Here is a 24,261-nt window from a genome sequence, read left to right on the forward strand (position 1 = left end):
CTCCTAGGATTTGATTGAAATGTCGACCGGATCAAACGGGTGAGACAAATGGGCTGTCGCTGCTTCCGCTTCAGAAAGGGATTGAGTTGAACTACTTATTTGTTGGCGGCGCAAGAGGTAAGCACGCTCGAGGCGGCTGGTCAGTAAGTTGGCAAAGAACACGAGCAAAGCTAAAGCAATCGCCGGAACTAAAAACAGATGGTTGATCCACGAAACGGCTGAGAATTGCAGGAAATAGTAGCCGAACTGGGATGCCCATTCAAAAATGATCGGGGCCGCGCCACCTTCGAATAAGACGAGTGTTCCGCCAAAAAACAAGCCGAACAACGAGAGATGGATCAGGACCATTAATGTCTGAACGAACTGTTGCATGAAGACAATCGTTAGCGTCGGCAACAGATGCGGCCAAATATGTACCCGAAACTGATGTCCAGGACGTCCGCCGAGTGTGCGGGCGACAAGCATGAATTCTTGTGCAAGCAGTTGCCGGGTCTCACCGATTAAATACAGCACCAATGCCGGTAAACCGAGTACCGTTAAGACACTGACTTCGAGGAAGACACGCGAGAACGCGGACGGAACCGAGGCGGGATCTATAAATAGGAAAGCCGGCAATAAAATAAACAAGGCGAGCAACGAAATCGGAATGATCAAGAAACCGTCCAGCAGGAGACGTAATGCCGTATACAGCCGTTTTCCCCGGAAAGCGAGCGGGACACCGATCAGCAAGGCGAGAACGATTCGGGCGAAGGCGACGCTGACACAAACACCAATCGTCCACTTGGCCCCTTCAATCATCACCTGAAACAAATCGTTTCCGGAACGGTCCGTCCCAAACCAACGATCCGTGGAGGGTTCGAGTGGTGAGGTGGCGATAAATGTTCCGTCTTTCGAATAGAGATTTTGAATTTGATCGACCTGTCCGTCACGAAACACGGCATTACCGAAACTGAGTAACAACAATGTTCCAAAGAACAACAGGCACATCCAAAAGATGAAGTCATATCTCAAAACACGTCTCATGAAATCTCTCCTTTCCACGAGCGGGGGATACAAAGTTCTGCCACCGTATCTAATATGAAAAAGGGCAGATAGATTAAAAGCAATAAAACAAGCAGTATCGAAAAATCCTGATTGATTAAGATAAAACGAAACAGTCCCTGGACGTTAAAAGTATACTCGATGACGACCAGACTCGAAAGAATCGTAATGATGTTCGTCCGGAAAAACAGATAAAAACGATAAAACAGATTTGGCATCAAATGTTGCCAAAACAGCCGGGACGAGTGGATACCTTTTGCGCGGGCCAACTCCAGGTAGCTTGCATGCTGTTCTTCCTGAATCCGACCGGTCAGCCATTTGATGAAGAAAAAAACGGTCGTTAAGGATAATGTCAAAATCGGCAGGAACCGGATTGAATCGCTAAATCCCCCAGCAACCTCGATTTGATCAAATCCGGTCGTCTTGAATAAAATGACGATGATGAATTGTGAAAAAATGATCCAAAATAAATCAGGAATCATTTCCAGGAGTCGGGCAGTTTGCGTCAAGACGGAACGGATTTTTGCTCCGGCCCGGTAAAATAAAAACGCATAAAGTAAAGCCGCAATCGATGAACAAAGCAGAGCGCTGCTGAAGATGACGAGCGTCTCCTGAATGAACGGCTGAAGATCCGGAAATAACAGTCTGTTTTCTCCAGCCGTTGCATTGTAATACGTTAATGGATGTGAAGACGTCAACAGACTGAGCTGTTGTTGCACTGCGTTGAAATACTTCGGGAAATCCGGTCGCATCTGAACAATCAGATGCGGTAAAGCACTGATGACGACCAGAACAAAGAAGGCGAACACGAGTTGAGTGGTTTTACGGATGAGAAATGACGGCATATTGTCCCTCCTGCAAGTACGGTTTAACCGATAGCTTGAATATGATCATTACCAATTTGAATCAATTGGCTATTTCGGTGTTTTCGACGTGTGACGTACCGTTCGAATTGACCGGTTGGAATATAGGTGTCCCGCGTCGACAGGGTCGATAACGTCAACAGGATTTGTTTCAGTTGAGGCTGCCCTTCCTGAAGCTTTAAATGGGTCATCCGGTTGTTTGCGTCGAGATGGTTTAAAAACAGTTCAACTTTACAGCCTTCTTTAATCAGCTCACTTGCGAGAAACGCTGTCTGATCAATGAACGTCTCAAAGTTCGTATGCAGTCCGTAACCGCTTGGTCCGGACAGATTCAAGGCGAGGCTGAACGTATCCTGATTGCTCGTCTCAAAGACCTTGGTCTGCAGACGGCCGGTCTTGGCTGTCGCATACCAGTCGATTTCTTTCGACGGCTCAGCCGTATACGGTTTTGCCCCCAGTTGAACGAGCTTATTTTTCAGTGGAGAGTACCGGTCGGCACGATCCCCGATCCGAAGCCGATGCAACAGGAGTGGTGTCGCCTGTGCCGTCAGCGAAGGTAAGACCGTGAAATGAGGAAATGCATCAAAGGTAAACAGATACACGCCCATCCGCCACGGCAGCCGGATTGTCAGGGTGAGTTCGTCAAAATGCGCCGGTCCCCGCCGCATCGCCTGAATCGGGATTTCAATTTGTTCGTCCGATCCGATGACGGCATGATACGTATGCGGGTGGAGCGGATCCATGTCAGGGAAAATGAGACCGTTATCCGTGTGCAGCCGAAGGGTGGTCTTCAGTCCTAATTTTTCAAGGGCTTCAAGACCGAACAGCTGCAAACGCAACGCAGTCGACTCCTGATTAAACATCAGCGGTTCGTAATGTTTCCATTCCAAGGCAATGTCGCGCTTCAATTGTTTTTCAGTCTGCCCGACAACGTAGTGAACGGTGGCGATTGCTGCGAATAAAAAACCGAGTAAGGACAATCCCGGGATGAATAAGAAAACGAACGTTAAAATGACATAAACGGAAAAGAGCCGGCGTTCCAGCCAAAATGGAACCGAACGTTCGATGTGCATGACATCACCCCATTTCAACCGGGACCGGAATGTCATCAAGCAGATGCAGTAATAAATCGGCTTTCGTCGTTTTGATGCCGCCTTCAAGCGTTAACATTAAACGATGGGACAAGACATGTTTCGCCAAGTATTTGATGTCTTCCGGAATGATAAAATCGCGTCCGTTGAGGAAGGCATAACTTTGTGATGCCCGAAGTAAAGCAATCGCACCACGGGGACTGACGCCGACTTCGACGAGAGCATGGTGACGGGTTGCCTGGACGATCGACAATAGATAATCGAGTACATCCTGAGACGCATGAACGCGCCGTGCTTCTTCCTGCCATGTAATCAAGTCGCCGCCTGTCGCGATACCGATGGCTTGTTTCCGGACGTTCGCCAATACTTCGTTCAACAGTTGGCGTTCATGTTCCAGATCAGGATATCCGACTTCAATCGCCACCATGAAGCGGTCGAGCTGGGCATCCGGAAGCGGGAAGGTTCCGGCGGATTCAATTGGATTTTGCGTGGCGATGACAAAAAACGGAGCCGGCATCTGGTACGTTGTCCCGCCGATTGAGACTTGACGCTCTTCCATCGCTTCGAGCAAAGCAGACTGGGTCCGCGGAACAGCCCGGTTGATTTCGTCAATCAAAACGATGTTCGCAAACAGAGGACCGCGCTTATTCTCAAACTCCTGGGTTTTCATGTTGAAGAAGTCGGAACCGATGACGTCAGACGGCAGCAGGTCGGCCGTGAACTGAATCCGGGAGAAGGCACTGTCGAAACTGTTGGCCAGGGCTTTAGCGAGCATCGTTTTTCCGGTACCCGGTACATCTTCAAGGAGGATATGACCTTCGGCGATCAATGCCGTTAAACACAAATCGATGACATCAGACTTTCCGAGATAGATCGTATTGAGCTGGTCTTTTAATTGTTGTAATTTCAATATGTACGCCTCCGTCTAGTGGAATGAACTTCAAACAGCCGTTTTGAAAAGGATTTAAGAAATAAAGCAACTTAAGGAAAAAATACCCAATAATATTAACTGAATTTTAGCACAAATCGAAAACAAGAAGAAACTATTTCTGATTCACTATAAAATGCCAGACGATTACTGACTGAAAGGGAAGGGTACATGAGTAAAAGAACAGATAAAGGGAGGCCATTTTTATGAAACTGATTATTTTCGGAGCAACCGGACAAACCGGGCAGGAGTTGGTCAAACAGGCGATTGCCCATGGACATACGGTGACGGCATTCGTCCGTAATGCAAACAAACTCGAGTTGACGGACGAGAAACTGCGTGTCATGGAAGGAGACGTACTTAACCAGGACGCAGTGAATCAAGCGATGCAGGGACAAGAGGCAGTATTGACGGCCTTAGGGACCGAGAGTCTCGCATACAGTGGATTTTTAGAACGGAGCCTCTTGCGAATCGTGAATGCGATGAAGGTGAACGGGGTCGAACGGATCGGATACGTCGCTTCTGCGGGAGTCGACCAGGAACTGCCCGGTGCTCAGGGGTTACTTGCTCAACAGATTCTAAAAAATCCTTTAAAGGATCACCGGCAGGCGATTGAACTGTTGAAACAGGCGGACGTCGCCTATACGGTCGCCCGGCCGCTTCGTCTGATGAACGGTCCGTTGACCGGCTTGTATCGCCAAACAGAGAGCGGGGTCCCGGAGCAGGCAAAACAAATCAACCGGGCAGATGTCGCTCACTTTTTACTGGAAGCAATCGAACAGGACGAACATGTCCGCAGCAGCATCGGACTCGCCGAATAAAAAGAAACCGGTTGTTCAGTGGACGGAAACGTCCTGTGAACAACCGGTTTTTTTTTGAACTTATTGCTGGCGGTAGACAGAAACCGAGCCGCCGTTCACGAAGAATTGACCGTAACCGTCCTGATTGATCGTGACGGAAGCCGTGTTGTTGCCGGTGATGTCCGTCCAGACTTCGCCTTTGTTTTGTGTCCCGACGTACATCCATTTACTGCCGCCCGGACCGTCCGACAAAATCGTCGCAAGACCTGATTTTGTACGATCCGTCACACCTTCACGGGTCCAGCCGATGACGTCGGCGTTATCGAGATAATCGTTTTGTTTTCCGAAGGCAAAGTCTTTTCGCGCTTTTAACAGCGGATCGATTTTTGAGGCAAGCGCCGGGATTTCACGGTTCGACGTGCCCTTTGTTCCGTAGTAATCGCCGTAGAAGACCGACGGATATCCTTGTTCACGCGTCAAAATCATGGCGTAAGCAAGCGGTTTGAACCACGATTGTACGGTCGACTCAAGTGATTGCCCCGGCTGGGAATCATGATTCTCAACAAGTGTGACGGCTTGAACCGGATTCGTCTTGACGAGTGTGCCGTCGAAAATTGTCCGCATGTCATAGTAGCCGCCGCCTTTACTCGCCTGCTCGAACTTATAGTGGAGCGGAGCATCAAAGACCGATTGCTGATAGTTCGTTCGGCTCAAATAGTTTTGCAAAGTGCCGAGATCATTTTGCCAGTATTCAGCAACCGTGAATAACGGCTTTCCGGTCGTCTGACGGACGTTCGCGAGCCAGTCTGCGAGATAACCGTGTTTGATGTGTTTGACGGCATCAAGGCGGAATCCGTCGAGACCCAGTTCATTGACGTACCATTTGCCCCAGTTCTTCATTTCCTGCTGAACTTCCGGATGATCGAAATCGATATCCGCATACATCAAGTAGTCATAGTTTCCATTTTCGGTCGAGACGTCAGTATCCCATGCTTTTCCGGTCCCGCGGAATTTGTAGATGGCACTTTTCGAACGGGATTGATCCCAGTCCGTTCCGTCAAAGTGATACCATTTCCACTTAAAGTTCGAATACGTATTGTTTCGCGCCGCGAAATCAAAACCGGTCCAGGCTTGAATCTGGTAATCCCCCGAGATTTCCTGATTGCGGTTGCTGCCACTCACTTCGACCGCTGTCACGGCTTCTGTGAAATCGGCGCCGCCTTTATGATTCATGACGACATCGCCATATACATCGATGCCGGCTGTATGTAGTTGGCTGATTGCTGTTTTCAGTTGAGCTTTCGTTCCATATTTCGTCCGGACGGTTCCTTTTTGATTAAATTCCCCGAGATCGTATAAATCATAAGCGCCGTATCCGACATCGTTTTGGGTCGTTCCTTTGTAAGCGGGGGGTATCCAGACGGAGGTGATCCCGAGTTGATCGAGTTTTGTTGAATCACTGCCGAGGCGGTTCCAGTGGTTGCCGTCATTCGGAACATACCATTCAAAATACTGCATCATCGTTCCGTTATCTGCCGTCGCCCCTACTGCAATCGGTTGCACAAGTGGCGCTAAAAAAGTAGCGGTCGCGAGTGTAGCGACAATCAAGCGTTTTTGTTTCATGAAAAGACCTCCTATAATTTTATGAAAGCGTTTGCATTTATAGTATATCAAGTCTTGAAAGTTGCTGTATCAACCGTGGCGTTTATTTCTGAACATCTTGTTTTCGTGACTTTTGAACCTGGAATATTTTTTGTGGAGAAGAATAATCAGCCGGTTGACCTGTTCTCAAGAAAAAAACAGGACCATCGGACTCTTGAATAACTGAATGAATTTTGATTCAGTTTAGTTCGAGGGATTTTAAGGTCTTTTGTCCAGCTTCTCAGATGCGAAAGGAGGTGTAAAAATGAGGAGGTAAGACGAGCACATACATATGTAACCAAGGGGGAAACACAGTATGAATTGGAAGTCGAAAATCAGCGGGGCGCTTGTCGCTGCACTTGCACTCGGGTCAATTTCGTTTACACCAGTCATCGCTAAAACAGAACCAACGAAAATCGTTGCCGGACCTCAGATGGTCACGTCACAATCGACAATCGACGCGTACTACCTACCAGCGTCGAGTAAGACAGGAGCAGCATTAAAAGCCTCACTGCACGATATCATCGATAACCATACGCAAGTATCATACGATACGGTTTGGACTGCTCTGAAGGAAACGGATCAAGATCCGAACAATGCAAATAATGTCATCGAACTTTACACGGGTAAATCGATTGCCAAGAGCAGTAATGGTGGGAACGTCGGTCAATGGAACCGGGAGCATGTCTGGGCAAAGTCGCACGGTGATTTTGGAACAAGCAACGGACCGGGAACAGATCTGCATCATCTTCGGGCAGAAGACGTCGTCGTCAACAGCGCACGGGGGAATCTTGATTTTGATAACGGCGGAACGAAGTATGCCGGGTGTGACTGCTACCGCGACAGCGATTCATGGGAACCACCGACACGTGTCAAAGGCGATATCGCACGCATGATCTTCTACATGGCAGTACGCTATGAAGGCGGCGGTGAAATTGATTTAGAAGCATCAGAAAACGTCAGCAACGGCACGAATCCACTTCATGGCAAATTGTCGACGCTAAAAGCATGGAACAAACTTGATCCGGTCGATGCGACGGAAATCAGACGAAACGATATCATCTTTGAGAAGTGGCAGAAAAACCGGAATCCGTTTATCGATCACCCGGAATACGTGACATCAATTTGGGGAAATTAATGTCAGGCAGATAAGGAAGAGCGACACACCGATTTTTTGCGGAAGTGTCGCTCTTTTTGCTGAGAAAACGAGTTGAAACCTTTTGAGTGGTGAGGCGTATAGAAAGAGGTGATAAAAAGACAGCAGGATCTTACCACTGAGGGGACATAATTATGAAGAATACAGTTAAACATATCATACGCCGTTTTTATAAAACCGGTCTTGGATTACTCTTATTGCTCACCGTATTCTGGTTCAGTATCGGTTGGTTCGTCGCAAAGGGGGAACGACCGCTTGCGAACGGAAAACATCCTTACGTCATCGTGCTTGGAGCCGGTGTCAAAGGGGAGAAACCCTCGTTGATTTTAAGCAACCGGATTGAGGCAGCTGTCCGGTACGGAAAACAATTTCCGGATACAACATTCATCTTAAGCGGAGGACAAGGGGACGGAGAAGCGATTTCGGAAGCGGAAGCGATGCGACGGGGAATGCTTCAAGGTGGAATCAGTGAAGAACGGTTGTTGCTGGAAGATCAATCGACATCGACGACTGAAAATCTGACGTTTTCAAAACGACTGTTACCGGAATCGGAAAACCGTGTCTCGATCGTGACGTCGGACTTCCATTTGTACCGTGCCCGAAAAGAGGCGGAACAGATGGACTTAAAGACCGACGCTGTTCCGGCTGAGACACCACTGTCTGGCGTCTTGCGTTACGGAATGCGGGAACGTGTTGCGATTGTCGTAAAATACTTCCAATGAAAAAAAAACCTTCCCGGATTGTCCCGGAAAGGTTTCATTAAATTATTTATTTTGCTGTGACTGATCTTGTTTCGAATCATCGTGTTGCGTGTTGTTCGGTTGGTGCTCAGGAGGCGCCTCCTCTTTTCCGAGTGCCACATCTTTCGCTTCAACGACTTTACTGCTGATCGAGTTGAGATCTCCTTTAGCTTCAGTGACCGTATCTTTGACGGACGACGCATCAGTCTTGACGGTATCAAGCTCCGTGTTGACTTTGTCATACACGTTTTGGACGTCGGATGCGACTTCCTGGATGATGCTTGAAGCGCTTTTCACTTGGTTGATGACTTGTGATGCTTTGCCTGACGGATCTTCTTTAATCGATGAAGCGAGCGTTGAGACAGAGTCTTTAGCACCGCGCAGGCTTTGTTTCGTATTTTGACGGCTAGATGAGCTGAGTAACGTCAGAAGACCGCCGACGACTGCACCTAGCAGCATTCCTGTAAGTAAACTGACTTGACGACCAGATGAAGTTTCCTGATCGAACTGGCGATTCGGATTTTCGGCATGTACAGCATGAGGATCGTTTGGTAAGTTTGGTTGCATGATTGACACTCCCTTAAAGTATGATTTGACACCATGATAGGAATATACCCTTATCTCACAACTAAAAACATGCATTTGTAATACAACAAAAAGACCATCCAATGATATGATGGTCTGAGACGATTTGATGGTGTTACGGCCGGTGCTTGTCATCGTGCTTTTCAGTTAATTTACGGTTGATTTCATCGTAATCGATTTCGATGTCATCCTTGTTGCCTTTATAGCCGTAACCCTTTGAAATCACGAGGATTGAAGCGACTAAGACGAAGACAATGATTAGAATGGAGACGACATAAAGCCACATGATCCATTCCCCCTTTCATTCTTCTATAGTATGACGGAAAAAGCAGCTTTCGTCTAAACGAAAATGTAAATTGTATGCTAAACTATTTTCAATGAATATGTGGATAGAGCGAGGTGACGACATGAGTATACTGGTCGTAGATGATGAGTTTACGAATTTGATGATTTTAGAACGATTGCTTGAAAATGAAGGATACGATGTGGTCAAGGCGATGAGCGGGGAAGAAGCGCTAGAGCTGATGGAAGATCCGTTGTTCATTGAAACACTGGACGTTGTATTACTTGACGTCGAAATGCCTGGAATCAGTGGCATTGATGCGACACGTCTGATTCGTAAACGGTTTGGCCTGGATGAGTTACCGATCGTCATCGTATCAGGTCGATCGAATGAGGAAGATATTGCAGACGGACTTGATGCCGGTGCTTCCGATTACACGACGAAACCGATTCGGAAAACGGAACTGCTCGCCCGTGTCCGAAATGCGATGTCGCTCAAACAGGCGATTGACGCCCGAAAGCGCTACGAAAAAGTCTTGCAGGAAGACTTTGATTTAGCACAAAAGCTTCAGCAAAGCGTGTTAAGTGCAAACATCGAGGACGAAGACATCCGCATCATGGCGACATACATTCCGTCGAAAAAGCTGGCAGGCGATATGTATGCCTGGTACCGGATTTCGCCGAAAAAATACGGAATCATCTTATTTGATGTCATGGGACACGGTGTATCGTCTGCGTTGATTACGATGGGAATGAGTTCGATTTTATTTGAACTCGTGCACCGCATCGGAGATCCGGCGAAAGTTCTCGAGGAATTAAACAAACAGATGAGCCGCCTGTTCCCGGGCGATGAAACAGAAATTTACTTTACGGCCGTGTACTTGTACATCGAACTGGATGAGATGAAACTCAGTTATGCAAATGCCGGGCATCCACCGGGCTTGCTGCGGATGGGGAATCAAATCATTCCGCTTGAAAATACGGGATTACCAGTCGGGATGTTCGAAGATTCTGAGTATACGAGCCAGACGATTGACCTCGTTTCGCCAGGTTGTGTCTACTTGTATACAGATGGCTTCATGGAATTGTACAGTAAGGGAATCGATGAAGGAATCAGTGCGATTCGTGAATTGATTCAGGAACAGGGACCGGCGATTCATCAATTGATTCAACCGGATCAAAGTGATGATGCGGACGATTTATGTCTCGTGACCATCGAAATCAACTAATCTGCAAAAAAACCACTTTCCTTTTGATGGACTTAGGTAGAGGGCCGAAGAGACAGTCGTCTCAACACGCGTTTCTAGGCTAAGGCATTCAAAAGTAAGTGGTTTTTTGTCCATCCATTCATACGCACTAAAAGAAACGGCGGCGCCATAAAATAAAGGCGGCTAAGCCAGAGAAGAAAATCATCATGCCGAAGACAATCCAAAAGCCCATGACTTCGCCTTCCCACGGCACATGAACGTTCATCCCGAACATTCCGGAAATCATGGTCGGGATCGAGATGACAATCGTGATCGACGCGAGAAACTTCATGACGAAGTTGACATTGTTTGAGATGACGGAACCAAACGTATCCATCGTTGAGCTGATAATATCTTTATAGATTTGGGCCATTTCCATGGCCTGGCGGTGTTCAACGAACACATCTTCGAGCAGGTCTTCATCGTCTTCGTGTTTTTCAAGACTCGGTGTTTTGATGATCCGGTCGAGTACTCCGTCGTTTGACTTCAAGGAAGTCATGAAATACACAAGTGATTTTTGTAAATTCATTAATTGGAAAATTTCTTGATTTCGCATCGAACGTTGTAATTCTTCCTCGAGCTCATCCATCCGGCGGTCGATTTGCCGCAGGAACCGGAGATACGAAGAACTGACTTTATATAAGATTTGAAAGACGAATCGGGAACGGTAATTCGTCCGGAACGCGCGGAGTTTTCCGCTTGAGAATAACGTCAGGACATCCAACTGTTGCGAACAGACGGTGATGAAGTGTCTTGACGTCACGATGATACCGAGTGGAATCGTATTGTAACGGCGTCCGGATGATTCTTCTTCAATGTAAGGAACGTCGACAATCATCAACAAACCTTCATCATCTTTCTCGAAACGAGGTTTTTCCTCGACATCAAGTGGGTCATAAATAAAATCCTCAGGAATTTTCGTAGCAGCGATGACTTGATCGGCTTCGTCTTTTGTCGGATTGACAAGATGAATCCAGGAACCTTTCGTAAACTCCTGAATTTCGTTGACTGCCCCCGTCACATCACTTCGATAAATCGTCAACATTGTCTATCCCTCCTGCTCTTCACTTTTTTATTATAGGAATACTATATCGACCGTGTAAATGATTCTCAGATTTTTTTTTAAAACGAATAGTGATAATATAGAAAAGAGGAGGGGAAAAGATGCCTTTTTTTAATGAAAAGAAGTTAGAAGAACTACGTCTGATTGCAGGCGGTGATGATGTATTCTTGCAAAAAATCGGTGAGACGTATATTGCCCAGTTTGATCGGAAGTTTCCGGAATTGAAGGATGCGGTCGAAGCAAACGATGCCGAACAGACGGAAAAATTAGCTCATTTACTTAAGGGTGCCTCCTATTCCGTTGCGGCGGATGACTTAGCGGATGACTTTGAATTGCTGGAAAAAGAGGCGGAGACAGGCTCAGTCGAGAATGCGGCCGGTGTTTTGACCCGGATTGAAGACTGCATGGTAGATTTCAGAAAAATTTGGCTGAATGTATTTCTCGGAAAAAACAGTGATTTCGTTTAATAAAATACGTCTAAACAAATAACCGTTTCCTGATTAGTCAGGAGACGGTTATTTGTTTAGGAAACTATTAGTCAGAGCACGTATGTATCGACGGTTTCAATCAGTCGACCGATTTCTGGTTTTGTAATCTGTGCGTTCACACCGACAGATTCGCCTTTATGACGGAGGTCATCCGAAATCAAGGATGAGAAGACGACGATTGGTAACTCCGCATAACGATCATCTTCACGCAATCGTTTCGTCAAATGCAGTCCATCCATCTTCGGCATCTCGATGTCGGTAATCAAGAGATCGCAGTCGCTGCCTGCCTCAAACGCGTCCAATGCATCTTTACCATTGATGAACCATTTCAAGCCATGATAACCGGCTTCCTCCAGCGTTTCAATAATGAGAGTCCGGAGCATTTCCGAATCTTCCGCAATCCAAATCGTTTTGTTCGACCGGTTGCGGGGTGAAACACGGCGGCCTTCTTCGCGGGCAAAGATGTCTTTGCGGGAAAGTTCCAGCGCAATTTTCTCATAATCAAGCAAGATAATCATCTTGTCTCCCGTCTTGACGACACCATTCGTCAATCCTTCGATGCCGCGGGCAAGTTCGTTTGGTGTATCAATCTGTTCCCATGAAATACGACGGATTTCCGTTACGGAATCGACACGGAGGACACTCTTCTCGCCGTTAAACTCACAGATGATCAAGCGATCATCCGTTGTTTCTTCGTGGGCCACACCAATGACAGTCGGTAAATCGATGACCGTCATGACTTCACCCCGAAGCTCGATCAACCCTTTGACGGCGTCCGGTGTTCCGGGTAATGGTGTCATCGGTAACGGAACGATGATTTCCCGGACTTTCATGACATTGATGCCGAACGTATACGGTCCGCAATGAAAAATAACGATTTCCAATTCATTTGTTCCAGCTTCTAATAAAATATCGTGTTGATTGTACACGTAATTGAGCCCCTTTCCATCCTGCACTGCACTTCTGACTAGTTATCGGCAGAAAGAAGCGATTCTTCCACATCAAAAAGAATAAAAAAGTTATTGAAATCGCTTTCATTTTATGTTAAGCAAAAAGTTTGGCATTTGTCTGACCAATTGATTACAATAGGCTATGCAGCCACACACTGAAGTGAGAGAGAAAAAATAAATGGAGGTCGAGTGGAATGACTACAGCAACAACATACACATACTTATTAGACGGGCAATGGCAGGAAAGTGAATCCAATGAAACCATTGAAATTTCTTCCCCTTATAAAGAAGATACAGTCGGTCGCGTTCAAGCGATGACAAAATCAGAAGTAGACCGGGCTATTTCGTCTGCTAAAACAGCACAAGCGCAGTGGGCGAAAGTCCCTGCCAACAAACGGGCCGAATTGCTTCATGCCTGGGCAACGGAGTTAGAAAAACGTGCGGACGAAATTGGTAAAGTCATCATGCGTGAAGTTGGTAAAGGGCTTGCTGACGGAATCAAAGAAGTCAAACGGACGGCGGAAATCATCCGTTATACAGCAGAAGAAGGCCTTCGTTTTGACGGTCAAATGATGCAAGGAGACTCATTCCCGGGTGGAAGTGCTAAAAAAATCGCAATCATTAAAAAAGCACCGCTCGGCGTCGTACTGGCGATTTCACCGTTTAACTATCCAGTCAATCTTGCGGCTGCGAAACTTGCACCGGCTTTGATGACAGGAAACGCCGTCGTCTTCAAACCGGCAACACAAGGTTCAATCAGTGGTACGTTGATGGTTGAAGCACTTGTCGCGGCAGGATTGCCGTCAGGTCTTGTTAACCTCGTGACAGGACGCGGTTCAGTCATCGGAGATTATTTGACAGCGCATCCGGGCATCAACATGATTACTTTTACAGGTGGTACAGCAACAGGACAACACTTGTCACGTCAATCAGCGATGATTCCACTCGTTCTCGAACTTGGTGGGAAAGACCCGGCCCTCGTTCTTGAGGATGCGGATCTCTCGCTAGCGGCAGATCACATCATCAGCGGTGCGTTTTCGTATTCCGGACAACGTTGCACAGCCATCAAACGAGTATTTGTTCTTGAAGAACAGGCAGATGCGCTTGTCGCAGAATTGTCTGCCCGGATCGCGAAATTGACAGTCGGTTCGCCGGAAGACGAAAGTGTTGTCGTCCCGTTGATCGATGCGAAATCAGCTGATTTCGTCGAAGGATTGATTACAGATGCAAAAGAAAAAGGGGCAACGCTCGTTACAGGCGGAAACCGGACGGCGAACCTGATTGAGCCGACACTGTTTGACCACGTGACACGCGATATGCGGATTGCATGGGAAGAACCATTCGGACCGGTCTTACCCGTCATCCGTGTCAACTCGGTCGAGGAAATGATTGCCTATGCGAACGAATCGGAATACGGTCTTCAAGCAAGTGTCTTCACGGAAAACATCGACGCAGCATTCAGTGTCGCAGATGCGCTTGAAACGGGTTCTGTCCAAATTAACGGTCGGACGGAACGTGGTCCCGATCATTTCCCATTCATCGGTGTAAAATCATCGGGTCTTGGTGTACAGGGTGTCGGACGAAGCCTCGCTTCGATGACACGCGATAAAGTAACAGTGCTCAACTTAAAATAAGAACAATTTTTATGGAAGCGACCTTTCAATCTGCGGAAAGGTCGCTTCTTTTTGCATCCAAATGCTATCGTCAGCCGTATTCTTTTTAGAACTTTAGTGATTTGAGGGCGACAAAGTTTGCCGCTGTCGCTTCTTTCTCTCTATAATGAAGGAAACCATCCAGAGAGAAGAGGGGTTTACCGATGCGACAAGAAGATGAAATCTTTACGTTACCGATTCCGACACCATTTCCTGTCGGAGATATCAATTGTTATCTGCTACGGACCGATACGGAAACCATTTTAATCGATTGTGGTCCGGATACGGATCAAGCCTGGCAAGCCATGCAAGATGGTCTCGGGAAAATCGGAGTGACGGTTTCGATGCTCGATAAAGTGATCGTGACGCACCACCATGCGGATCATGCCGGGCTTGCCTATCGTTTTTCCGAACAGGGGATTCCGATTTATGGACATGCCCGACTAAGACCCTACTTAGAACAAGATCAAGCGTTTTTGAGCAGGGGGGATGATTTCCTGCAACGATTGGCCTTGTCGTTTGGTGTGCCGGACGAAATACGGGCGCTTTTACCAAGTTATTTATCCGCTTTGAAATGGCTCGGGAAGGGACAACTGGATCATGTCCTGCAAGAAGGGGACGCGATTACGACGTCAGGCGCCTATCGAGTCATTGAACTGCCGGGACATGCGAGCGATCAAATCGGTATTCTCGGTCAGTCGGGAGTTCTGTTTGCAGCAGATCATCTGCTGGCGCGTGTCGAACCGAATCCGTTGCTCGAGCAACCGCAACCCGGAGATGAATCGGACATGAAACGGCCGGTTCTCGCTTATATGCGCTCTTTGCGCAAACTGCAGGGAGAACGGATCGAGATTGCCTACACCGGACACGGTGAGCCGATTCGCGATGTTCCGTCCTTGATTGAAGAACGTTTGTTGCAACGTAAAGCGCGCGGCGAACAGTTGCTGAAGCATATCGTAGGTACGAAAACGCTGTTTGAACTCGCACAAGTGACGTACGGAAACCGTTTAAAGAAATCGTTCCCGCTCGTCATGAGTGAGATGAAAGCCCGCCTCGACTACCTCGTGGCCAGTGGACAGATCCTTGTCGAAAAACAGGACGGAATTTTACGGTATACGCGAAAGGGCAGTGAACATGAATCTCATGAATAAAACGGTCGTCTTGACCGGTGCCTCCAGTGGACTCGGGGAAGCTCTTGCATACGAGCTGAACCGGCAGGGGGCGAACTTAATCTTAGTCGCCCGGCGGGAAAATCGGTTGCAACAGATTGCAAAGACACTTCAAGCGGAATACGTGGTTTATGATTTAGAACATTCACCGGAGCGTCTGGCTGATCAAATAGCTGAACGATATGGCATGATTGATGTATTAATCAACAATGCCGGGTTCGGGGAGTTCAGTTTTTTAGAGGAGACGACGATTGAGACCATCGAATCAATGAACCGGGTCAATGTCCTGACGCCGATTCGATTGACGAAAGCCTGTCTCCCGCTGTTTCGTCCACATGGCATGATTGTCAACGTGGCAAGTCAGGCAGGGAAGTTACCTACACCTAAGTCGACGATTTATTGTATGACAAAAGCCGCCTTATATCAGTTTTCCAATGCTTTGCGTCTTGAACTGAGGCCGAAGGGGCTTCATGTCATGACCGTTAATCCTGGCCCGATTGCGACGGAATTTTTTGTTCGGGCGGATCTCAGCCGGAAATACGAAAATAACGTTGCGAGCATCGTGTTGTCGAAAGAAAAATTAGCACGAACGGTTACCCGGGCCATCATCCGCGAAAAACGCGAGGTCAATGCACCTTTGTGGATGGAAGGTTCGGCAAAAGCCTACGGATTGTTTCCGCGGGTCATTGAATGGCTTGGTAAGTCAGGCTTTGATAAAAAATAAAGGGGATTTTCACACATGATAAAACAAATGACTGCAATCGCAGCAACAGGCCTGCTTCTTGCCGGATGTGCGTCTCCAACAGCACCGGTTCAGGAAAAAGTATTAGGTTCTTCCTATACATCGATTGAAAAGGACGCAAACGCAACGACTGTCCGGATGTATATGTGGGGCGGCGATGAGGGGATCAATACCTATATCGATGAATACGTGGCACCAAAAGTAAAAAAAGAGCACAACATTACGCTGAAGCGGGTTCCGATTGAAACAGCCGATTTGATTCAAAAGCTCCGGGCGGAAAAGAAAGCCGGGAAAGAAACGGGCGTCATTGATGTCGTCTGGATTAACGGCGACAACTTCCGGAATGCGAAAAAGGACGGCTTGTTATACGGTGAGATCACGAAAGTGTTGCCAAACATGAAATATGTCGATCCACAGGCACAAGGGTCAGACAGCGGGACGCCGACCGATCATTTGGAAGCGGCATGGGGAAAAGTTCAATATACGTTCCATTACGACAAGGCGAGTGTCGCGAACCCACCGAAGGACCTCCAGGAACTCAAAAGTTGGGTGAAAGAAAATCCGGGCAAATTCACGTATCCGGAAGTGACGGACTTTACGGGGAATGCGTTCGTCCGCCATGTCATGTACGGGGTGGAGTCAAAAGAAACGTTAAAAAATCCGAAAGCAGACTTTAAGAAGACCTGGGCGTATTTAAACGAACTGAAGCCTTATTTATGGAAAGAGGGCAAAACGTATCCGAAAACACTGGCACAGCTTGACCAGTTGTACGCTAAAGGAAGTGTTGCGTTCACGATGGGCTTCAACGAACGCCGGGCGGAACAGGAAGTGAAGTCAGGGACATTCCCGAAAGAGACACGTCCGCTCGTCTTGACCGACGGTTCGATCGCTTCGACCCATTTCCTGTCGATTCCGTTTAATGCGCCGAATCCGAATGGAGCACTCGTTACGATCAACACGTTGTTGTCGCCGGATGCTCAACTCAAGAAATTCGATGGCACGTATTGGGGAGACGGAACAAGTTTAGATTTGACGACAGTAAGCTCAACGGAACGACAGGCATTTGAAGACGTTCCGGCAGCTGCGTCAACACCGAAACCGGCAGCATTCGACGGCAAAGTCCGTGCGGAACTGGATCCGGCATTCTTTGATGTGATCCGGAAAGACTGGCCGGAACGTGTGGCGCGGTAATGCCTGGCCTGCCACCTTGCTGATTACCGGTATGGTCGGCTATGGTCTTTTCGTCAGTCTGTCGATGACGACTTGGAGAGATTACAGTCGATTGTTCCGAGATCCGGTATTTTTGGAAAGTATTGGAATTAGTTTATACGTAGCAGTCAGCAGTACGATACTGTCTGTATTGATCGGGGCCTGGCTGGCTGGATTTTTTGCCAAACAAACGGGATGGACGGCACAGGTTTTGGCCGTTCCGTTATTTTTACCCCATCTTGGCGCCGCCTATTTGGCCATCCTTTATTTGAGTGATTTACCGGTCATCAGTCCGCATGAAGTGAATCAATTCAGCATCATCCTGACGTATCTCTACAAAGAAATTCCGTTTGTCTTTTTTTATTTGTTACCGGTCTATCGGCGCCTCGATCACCGGTATGAAGAACTCGGATTAATGCTCGGGCTGTCGCGACTGAAACGGTTTTGGCATGGAAAAGGCGTATTTTTACTGTTTCCTGTCCTCGAGGCAGCGTTCATTGTTTTTGCCTTTACCTTATTTGCTTACGAAGTCCCGGCGCTGCTCGGTGTGACGTATCCGAAGTTGATTGGCGTCTATACGTTTGATTTATATACGCAAGGGGATTTATCCCGTCAACCGGAAGCCTTTGCCATCAGTGTTCTTTTGACCGGAATCTTATTTTTGTTGTTAGTGATCTTTACACGTACGATTCGTCCGTTAACGGAGCGGATCAGTAAGGGGCGGGTAGAATGAAGAGAAGGGCAATAACAGCAGTAATCGGATTGCTAGTACTCGTTCCGTTACTCGGATTGATTCCGTCGACCTGGACCTGGAACCCGCGATTATTCGAAACGTTGACGACAACGGTTTCAATGATTGCGGTCTTGACATTTCTCAATCATTTGATTGGTTATGTCACAGGAAAGGCGATTGCGTTTCGGGCGGGACGACTCATCCGGTATATGGAACTGTTGATCAGTTTGCCGCTTTTCCTGCCGGTGTTATTATTGTCGTTTGGTCTCTATCTGACGTGGATCCGGTTAGGGCTCGCCGATCAATTTATCGGTGTACTGTTGGTTTTACTGCTTCCGACGTTACCGTACACGATCCGGATGTATACGAATGCGTTTCAAGCACTGGGTGAACAGATGATGGAGCAAATGGTGTTGATTGAACCAAGCCGGTTGAAACGGTTTCTTTTTTTGACAGGACCGATGATGCGTTCTGCGATCCAGTCCGTCACGTTACTTGTAACGGTCATCGCCTTGAGTCAGTATGCGCTCGTTACCTTAATCGGGGGCGGAGTCGTTCAAATGATTGCCCTTGAAGCGTTTCCGCTCTATTCCGGCAATTCCTTGGTTGCCGCTAAAGAAGCGACGATTTGGTTATTGGTTTTACCTTTTTTGATTTATTTTGTGCAACTCATTTTATTAGAAGGATGGGTGCAAGTAGTTCGGAGGCTGTTAGATGGACGTTACGATTCAGCACGTCAATAAACGATTTGGCCAAAAACAAGTCCTGCAGGCGATTGATTTACACATTCCGTCCGGTCAATGTGTTGCACTTGTTGGTCCGAGTGGAAGCGGGAAAACGACGCTGCTGCGATTGATTGCAGGTCTTGAGAAAGTATCAGGCGGTATCATTCGTTTCGGTGAAACCGACATGACGCACGTTGCTCCAAATCAACGGGGGGTGACGATGTTGTTCCAACGTCCGTTACTGTTCCCTCATTTGACGGTCGGACAAAATATCCGGATTGGTATGGCGACAGGTCGTCAACAGGACGTCCAAGAGTGGTTGACCAAAGTCGGATTAACAGGGCGGGCCGATGCCTATGTCCATGAATTATCCGGCGGAGAGCAACAACGGGCCAGTCTTGCACGGGCTTTGGCAAGCGGACCGAATTTCCTGTTGCTTGACGAACCGTTCTCAAGTCTTGATTTACCACGCCGCCGTGAACTGCGGACGCTGATTCGGCGCTTAACGGTCGCAGAAGGTGTGACGACGTTACTTGTCACGCATGACCGTGAGGAAGCGATGGCGATGGCGGATTATGTTTACGTCATGGAACAGGGACAAATCATTGATCAGGGACATCCGATTGAATTAGCGCAAAAAAGTCCATTTTTTGGTGACGGATTGTATCTGGACGGAGAGTGGTATCCGTTATCCGAAGTGAAGTTGGTCTTAAGACCGACGAACGGATTACAGGAACGTGTTACGATTACGAAAGAGCTGACACAGTACGGTGTTCGATTTTATGAAGTTGAACGCCAGACGGGAGAGCGGCTTGTCGTTCAAACGACAGAGACGTTCAGTGAGAAAGTGACAGCTTATCTTGTGAGGAAGGAGGGGTAGCATGTTAGATACGCGCGCCAGAAAAGTCGTCCAGCCCCTTTTTGAGCAAATGGCGACATTATTGAAGAAGATGGGGCTTTCAGCCAACCAAGTGACAATCATTTCCGGCATCATCGGTGCTTCGACCGGTTTTTTTGTCTATAACGATATGATGGGAATTGCAATTTTATTATTATGGCTGTCGGGAGCGCTTGATGTCGTCGATGGCACGATGGCACGACGGGAAAAAACAACGCCGATCGGAACGATTCTTGATTTAGTCCTCGACCGGATCGTGGAATTATCCGTCCTGATTGGTATTGCCCTGCGCTTTCCGGAGACGCAGGTCGTTATTTTATTACTCGTCGCTTCATTCGTCATCGGTATGACGATGTTTCTTGCAATCGGTGCAGTCAGCGATAATTACGGATTCAAATCATTTCAGTATCAGCCGGGTCTTGTCGAACGGACGGAAGGATTTCTTTTCCTGACTGCAATGTTACTGTTCCCAAGCGCCATCATTTGGATTGCCGTCATCTTTTTGATTGCTGAATTGTACACAGTCGGCGAACGGTTTTATCAAGCGTCGAAGGTGTTGCGATGAGTGAATCGGAACAGTTGATGGTCGTCGATTCATCCGGTCAGCGGCTGTATCCGGAGACCCGGGAAACGGTACACCGGGATGGATTATGGCATGAAACGTTTCATTGCTTTGTCATTGATCTCGACAAAGGACACGTTTTGTTACAGCAACGGGCGAAGCAGAAAAAGGATTTTCCGGATTTGATTGATATCACGGCTGCCGGACATCTGCTCGCAGGTGAGACGCCAAGGGATGGAATCCGCGAACTCAAAGAAGAGATTGGGCTTGTCCGGCAGTTTAATCAGTTGTTCCCCCTTGGCGTTTTCCTGGAAGAGTTGATAGTAGGGGACTTGAAAGATCGTGAACGAGTCCATCTGTTCCTGGCGGATTCACCAATGCCGCTCGAACATTATGTCCTGCAAACAGAAGAGGTCAGTCGATTGATCGCCTTACCATTTTCTGAATTTGTACGACTGGCAGACAGGACAGCAGAAACGTTTGAGACAGTTGATCAAGAAATCCTCCGGCGAAATCAATTCGTCCCGCATCCGCTTGCATACTTTAGACGTGTGAGCGAAGGGATTCAAGCATATCGTGTACAACAAATGTAACGAAAGGACGGTCACGCTATTTTCTGCGGAAGTCCTTTCGTCTTTTTTTTGTGGTAAAGCTAGGCAAAAAGTAGCATAATGGACATTTCTTTGAGATAATTAACAATATATACATTTGATGAAAGAAGGTGCAGCCAGTGGCGTTACGATTTGCATTGCTCGGACTGCTAACTCAAGGAGAAGCGACCGGATATGATTTAAGTACGACGTTCAAAAAACAGATGACACACTTTTGGACGGCGCATCATACACAAATTTACCGTGAATTATTGAAGATGGAAGACGATCAGCTTGTGACGAGCGTCTATATCGTCCAAGAAGACTTACCGGATAAAAAAGTCTATTCGATTACGGAAGCCGGTCAAACGGCACTTGTCGCCTGGTTGCGTGCACCAAGCGAATTCAAGCCGAAGATGAAAGATGAAAATTTGATGCGGGTGTCATTATTGCATCTCTTGCCGCCGGATGAAGCGATTCTGTATTTGGAGGAATCGAAGCGACATCATCAGTTTGCCGTCGATATGATGAAGGTCTGGCGGAAAGATCATTTAGAAAACGGGGCAACGCTCGGGGAAACCTTGACGAGTGAATACGGCTTACGCATGATGCTGAATTATCTCGACTGGTGTGACTGGGCGATGGAGGAAATAAAGAAAAGTCAGACGAATGTCTGAACCATACAGTGATGTCATCAATCCTTTGTCAAAACAGGGGATTGTTTTTTTGCGTCGTCAAAAGAGCATTCGAGACAGACGATATGGTACAGTAAATGAATTGTAAAGGGATTAGAGGAGGACTACGAACGTGAGTGTATTTACAGATTATGAAGAATGGTTGGATGAAGTCACGGATGAGATGATTGAACATCAAGTGCATTACGCCGTCGCAGAACTGAAATTAGGCGGAGAGATCGGTGACTATTATGAAGAATCCGGATTGATTGACCGGTTTGTCACGCAACAGTTGGTCTGGTTATCGTTTGAGGAAATGGAACAGATTTTAGATGAAGCGGGAGAGCTGAATCTTGAAATCGTAGCAGACGAAGCAGAATCAGATGTACAACGGTCACAAGTCAAACAGATTCTGAAGCAATCGATTAAACAACAGCTGGTGCTGAAGTCGCAACCGTTCGTCGCGACACGCCTCGAACAATTGCGTCAGGAGCATCCATCTGTCAAAGATCAGTTTGAAGAAGTCCGGTCGGCATACAATCAGGTCGGTCATCTCCTGAAGACGGGGCCGGAACCGACGATTATCCCAAAACGGTGGTACCGGCGGGAACGGGTTGTTCCCCGTGCGTTCACTCCGGCGGAACAAACGAGTTTAGAGCAGGAACATCTCGAGCTGACACCACAATACGAAACACAAAAACAGAAACTTGAAGAACTGAGTCGTGAAATCGCAGCGTATGAGCGGGTTTTACTATAAAGTAAAAACAACAAACCCCTTTTCGGTGCAGACACCGGAAAGGGGTTTTCACTTGCAGGATTGAGTTAGACGGTTGCGAGTTTAGCAATGACGAGTTTAGCGACAGCTTCACTTGATGCAGGATTTTGACCTGTGATGACGTTACCGTCGATGACAGCAAATTCTTTTCCGGCATCGGAAGTCAGGAAGGTTGCCCCTTCACCGCGTAATGTAGTTTCAAGTAAGAACGGAACTTTGTCTTCGAGTCCTGTTGATTTTTCTTCTTCATCCGTGAAGCCGTTGATTTGACGACCTGATACGAATGGTTTGCCATCAATCGTAACGTGGGCAAAGGCAGCAGGACCGTGGCAAACGGATGCGACGATACCGTCTTTTTTGACCATCGCTTCGATTGCACCTGCGACGAGCGGATTATTCGGGAAATCGACGACTGCCCCGTGACCGCCTGGGAAGTAAACAGCATCAAATGATGCAGCATCTACATCCGCAAGTGGCGTCGTGTCGTGTAAGGCACGGCGTGCTTCCTGGAATTTAGGCAGGATTTCTTTCACCATTGATGCCTTATCGATCGGAACGTCGCCGCCTTTGACCGAAACGACCGTGACATCATGACCGGCTTCTTTGAACAGGTTATATGGTGCAGCAAACTCCTCGAACCATAAACCGGTTTTATGGCCGTTCATTTCGTCAGCACTTGTAGATACGATTAAAATTTTTGACATGATAAAAACTCCTCCTCTGTAATAACGTTACAAAGAAGAAGTTTCCCTGCTGTTGAAAAAATCAAACCTCACCGGTGTTCTGTATACGTATGGACGGGAAGAAGTGATAAGACATGCGCAATCTGTTCAGCCGTCAACGGTTCCCGCATCGCGTGCAGATTCGACTGCAGTTGCGACACGCTTGACGCACCCGGCAGCACGATATCAGCTTGTTGATCAATGGCTTGCAGTGCCATGGCCGGGAGGGGATAGTCTTGTAACGTCGATAAAATGTGTTCCAGCTGTTCCTTATCGTACTGTTCGAACCGGTCGACCGATTGAAGACGAGACGTGCTCTCTGTAGTCAGAAGACCTTTGGCGAGCGGTCCGCGGGCAACGAGTTTAATGTTTCGCTCTTGAAGTCGCGGCAACAACTCTTCAATCCGTCGGTCGAGCAGAGAATAAGGTGTCATCAAATAACTGAAATCACTATGGTCAAGCCAATAGTTGATGACGTTTGGACGGAGTGACGAGAGGCCGTATTCTTTGATCCGTCCTTCTTCCTGCAAGTCTTTCATGGCACGAATTGAAGCGTCCAAATCATCGTCCATCGTTCCGCCATGGACATAATAGAGGTCGAGATACGGTGTTTCGAGACGGTTCAGACTCTCAATACACGCTTTTTTCAGGTAGTCGTAGCTCGGGTCCCATGTCCAGCCGGTCCCCGTATCATTCATCCGGTTGCCGCCTTTTGAGGCCAAAAACATCCGGCTGCGATCTTCCGGTGAAAAAGTCTGTCCAATCAGTGACTCGACTGCGCCGTTGGCATAGACATCTGCTGTATCGAAGTGGACGATGCCTTCGTCGAGCGCTGTCCGAAGTATCTCGGTTGCTTCCTCTTGACCCCGTTTTAAAATCGTCATCGTACCTAAACCTAGTGTCATATCAATCCCTCATTTCTTTCGACTAGTGCT

Annotated in this window: 27 protein-coding genes; 16 read left to right on the forward strand and 11 right to left on the reverse strand. The window is 47.6% G+C overall.

Translation table 11 applies throughout. The features are described from left to right. Positions 1-3 precede the first annotated feature (3 nt). From ACP26N_RS05160 to ACP26N_RS05175, 4 genes are read right to left on the reverse strand one after another with little or no spacing between them, the layout of a single operon-like run. Positions 4-1,023 (reverse strand): ABC transporter permease, encoded by a 1,020-nt coding sequence (locus ACP26N_RS05160; protein ID WP_426354950.1) that lies wholly within the window; start codon positions 1,021-1,023, stop codon positions 4-6. Beyond that, positions 1,020-1,886 carry an ABC transporter permease subunit gene (locus tag ACP26N_RS05165; protein WP_426354951.1) on the reverse strand — a complete coding sequence of 289 codons (867 nt, stop codon included), beginning with the start codon at positions 1,884-1,886 and terminating at the stop codon, positions 1,020-1,022. Before ACP26N_RS05165 ends, ACP26N_RS05160 begins: the two co-directional genes overlap by 4 nt. Positions 1,887-1,909: 23 nt before the next feature. After that, on the reverse strand, positions 1,910-2,977 hold the full coding sequence (locus ACP26N_RS05170) for a DUF58 domain-containing protein (RefSeq protein WP_426354952.1): 1,068 nt from the start codon (positions 2,975-2,977) through the stop codon (positions 1,910-1,912). Positions 2,978-2,981: 4 nt separating this feature from the next. Next, positions 2,982-3,905, reverse strand: coding sequence for an AAA family ATPase (locus tag ACP26N_RS05175; RefSeq protein ID WP_131503065.1), 924 nt, complete (start codon positions 3,903-3,905; stop codon positions 2,982-2,984). A 224-nt stretch (positions 3,906-4,129) separates the two neighbouring features. Here ACP26N_RS05175 and ACP26N_RS05180 point away from each other — a divergent pair, with 224 nt between their 5' ends. Next, the gene (locus tag ACP26N_RS05180; RefSeq protein ID WP_131503063.1) at positions 4,130-4,744 is read left to right on the forward strand and encodes an NAD(P)H-binding protein; all 615 of its coding nucleotides are present in this window, start codon (positions 4,130-4,132) and stop codon (positions 4,742-4,744) included. 60 nt (positions 4,745-4,804) lie between these two features. Here ACP26N_RS05180 and amyS read toward each other — a convergent pair whose 3' ends face one another. Continuing rightward, the gene (gene amyS / locus ACP26N_RS05185) at positions 4,805-6,346 is read right to left on the reverse strand and encodes an alpha-amylase (RefSeq protein WP_131503062.1); all 1,542 of its coding nucleotides are present in this window, start codon (positions 6,344-6,346) and stop codon (positions 4,805-4,807) included. A 334-nt stretch (positions 6,347-6,680) separates the two neighbouring features. Between amyS and ACP26N_RS05190 the strand changes: the two genes are divergently transcribed. Together ACP26N_RS05190 and ACP26N_RS05195 are read left to right on the forward strand one after the other, a co-directional pair. Further along, positions 6,681-7,502, forward strand: a complete 822-nt coding sequence (locus ACP26N_RS05190; protein WP_426354954.1) for an endonuclease I family protein — start codon at positions 6,681-6,683, stop codon at positions 7,500-7,502. A gap of 152 nt (positions 7,503-7,654) precedes the next feature. After that, on the forward strand, positions 7,655-8,242 hold the full coding sequence (locus ACP26N_RS05195) for a YdcF family protein (protein WP_131503059.1): 588 nt from the start codon (positions 7,655-7,657) through the stop codon (positions 8,240-8,242). A gap of 42 nt (positions 8,243-8,284) precedes the next feature. Here the strand turns inward: ACP26N_RS05195 and ACP26N_RS05200 are convergent, their stop codons facing one another. Both ACP26N_RS05200 and ytzI read right to left on the reverse strand, forming a co-directional pair. Then, positions 8,285-8,827, reverse strand: a complete 543-nt coding sequence (locus ACP26N_RS05200; RefSeq protein WP_131973149.1) for a hypothetical protein — start codon at positions 8,825-8,827, stop codon at positions 8,285-8,287. Between the two features lie 133 nt (positions 8,828-8,960). After that, complete coding sequence (gene ytzI, locus ACP26N_RS05205; protein ID WP_131503056.1) at positions 8,961-9,131, reverse strand: YtzI protein; 171 nt, start codon at positions 9,129-9,131, stop codon at positions 8,961-8,963. 121 nt (positions 9,132-9,252) lie between these two features. Between ytzI and ACP26N_RS05210 the strand changes: the two genes are divergently transcribed. Then, positions 9,253-10,356: a PP2C family protein-serine/threonine phosphatase gene (locus ACP26N_RS05210; RefSeq protein ID WP_131973148.1), complete on the forward strand. Its 1,104-nt coding sequence runs from the start codon at positions 9,253-9,255 to the stop codon at positions 10,354-10,356. A gap of 127 nt (positions 10,357-10,483) precedes the next feature. Here ACP26N_RS05210 and ACP26N_RS05215 read toward each other — a convergent pair whose 3' ends face one another. After that, complete coding sequence (locus tag ACP26N_RS05215; RefSeq protein ID WP_131503054.1) at positions 10,484-11,419, reverse strand: magnesium transporter CorA family protein; 936 nt, start codon at positions 11,417-11,419, stop codon at positions 10,484-10,486. Positions 11,420-11,538: 119 nt separating this feature from the next. On the opposite strand from ACP26N_RS05215, the gene ACP26N_RS05220 reads away from it, so the two are divergent. After that, positions 11,539-11,904: an Hpt domain-containing protein gene (locus ACP26N_RS05220; protein WP_188005281.1), complete on the forward strand. Its 366-nt coding sequence runs from the start codon at positions 11,539-11,541 to the stop codon at positions 11,902-11,904. 71 nt (positions 11,905-11,975) lie between these two features. Here ACP26N_RS05220 and ACP26N_RS05225 read toward each other — a convergent pair whose 3' ends face one another. Beyond that, entirely contained in the window at positions 11,976-12,854 is an 879-nt protein-coding gene (locus tag ACP26N_RS05225; RefSeq protein ID WP_131503052.1) for a chemotaxis protein CheV, read from the reverse strand. A 215-nt stretch (positions 12,855-13,069) separates the two neighbouring features. Between ACP26N_RS05225 and ACP26N_RS05230 the strand changes: the two genes are divergently transcribed. From ACP26N_RS05230 to ACP26N_RS05280, 11 genes are all read left to right on the forward strand, one after another. After that, positions 13,070-14,509 carry an NADP-dependent glyceraldehyde-3-phosphate dehydrogenase gene (locus ACP26N_RS05230; RefSeq protein WP_131973146.1) on the forward strand — a complete coding sequence of 480 codons (1,440 nt, stop codon included), beginning with the start codon at positions 13,070-13,072 and terminating at the stop codon, positions 14,507-14,509. Between the two features lie 182 nt (positions 14,510-14,691). After that, positions 14,692-15,678, forward strand: a complete 987-nt coding sequence (locus tag ACP26N_RS05235; RefSeq protein WP_131503050.1) for an MBL fold metallo-hydrolase — start codon at positions 14,692-14,694, stop codon at positions 15,676-15,678. Next, complete coding sequence (locus ACP26N_RS05240; RefSeq protein WP_131973145.1) at positions 15,662-16,420, forward strand: SDR family NAD(P)-dependent oxidoreductase; 759 nt, start codon at positions 15,662-15,664, stop codon at positions 16,418-16,420. Before ACP26N_RS05235 ends, ACP26N_RS05240 begins: the two co-directional genes overlap by 17 nt. Positions 16,421-16,435: 15 nt before the next feature. Continuing rightward, a complete protein-coding gene (locus ACP26N_RS05245) occupies positions 16,436-17,629 on the forward strand; it encodes an ABC transporter substrate-binding protein (protein WP_426354958.1) in 1,194 nt (397 codons plus the stop codon). Continuing rightward, positions 17,616-18,380 carry an ABC transporter permease gene (locus ACP26N_RS05250; RefSeq protein WP_426354960.1) on the forward strand — a complete coding sequence of 255 codons (765 nt, stop codon included), beginning with the start codon at positions 17,616-17,618 and terminating at the stop codon, positions 18,378-18,380. The genes ACP26N_RS05245 and ACP26N_RS05250 overlap by 14 nt, the downstream gene beginning before the upstream one ends. Beyond that, on the forward strand, positions 18,377-19,123 hold the full coding sequence (locus ACP26N_RS05255; RefSeq protein ID WP_131503046.1) for an ABC transporter permease subunit: 747 nt from the start codon (positions 18,377-18,379) through the stop codon (positions 19,121-19,123). Before ACP26N_RS05250 ends, ACP26N_RS05255 begins: the two co-directional genes overlap by 4 nt. Then, positions 19,095-19,985: an ABC transporter ATP-binding protein gene (locus ACP26N_RS05260; protein ID WP_131503045.1), complete on the forward strand. Its 891-nt coding sequence runs from the start codon at positions 19,095-19,097 to the stop codon at positions 19,983-19,985. Before ACP26N_RS05255 ends, ACP26N_RS05260 begins: the two co-directional genes overlap by 29 nt. A 1-nt stretch (position 19,986) precedes the next feature. Continuing rightward, positions 19,987-20,568: a CDP-alcohol phosphatidyltransferase family protein gene (locus tag ACP26N_RS05265; protein ID WP_026828828.1), complete on the forward strand. Its 582-nt coding sequence runs from the start codon at positions 19,987-19,989 to the stop codon at positions 20,566-20,568. After that, complete coding sequence (locus tag ACP26N_RS05270) at positions 20,565-21,158, forward strand: NUDIX hydrolase (protein ID WP_426354962.1); 594 nt, start codon at positions 20,565-20,567, stop codon at positions 21,156-21,158. Before ACP26N_RS05265 ends, ACP26N_RS05270 begins: the two co-directional genes overlap by 4 nt. A gap of 137 nt (positions 21,159-21,295) precedes the next feature. Continuing rightward, positions 21,296-21,832: a PadR family transcriptional regulator gene (locus ACP26N_RS05275; protein WP_026828826.1), complete on the forward strand. Its 537-nt coding sequence runs from the start codon at positions 21,296-21,298 to the stop codon at positions 21,830-21,832. Between the two features lie 130 nt (positions 21,833-21,962). After that, the gene (locus tag ACP26N_RS05280) at positions 21,963-22,586 is read left to right on the forward strand and encodes a hypothetical protein (RefSeq protein ID WP_131503043.1); all 624 of its coding nucleotides are present in this window, start codon (positions 21,963-21,965) and stop codon (positions 22,584-22,586) included. 65 nt (positions 22,587-22,651) lie between these two features. Here ACP26N_RS05280 and ACP26N_RS05285 read toward each other — a convergent pair whose 3' ends face one another. Next, positions 22,652-23,308 (reverse strand): type 1 glutamine amidotransferase domain-containing protein, encoded by a 657-nt coding sequence (locus ACP26N_RS05285; RefSeq protein WP_131503042.1) that lies wholly within the window; start codon positions 23,306-23,308, stop codon positions 22,652-22,654. A 68-nt stretch (positions 23,309-23,376) separates the two neighbouring features. Further along, positions 23,377-24,231 carry an aldo/keto reductase gene (locus tag ACP26N_RS05290; RefSeq protein WP_131503041.1) on the reverse strand — a complete coding sequence of 285 codons (855 nt, stop codon included), beginning with the start codon at positions 24,229-24,231 and terminating at the stop codon, positions 23,377-23,379. Between the last annotated feature and the right edge of the window lie 30 nt (positions 24,232-24,261).

The sequence above is a fragment of the Exiguobacterium sp. R-39 genome (assembly GCF_049942815.1).
In the GTDB taxonomy this organism is placed as follows: Bacteria; Bacillota; Bacilli; order Exiguobacteriales; family Exiguobacteriaceae; genus Exiguobacterium_A.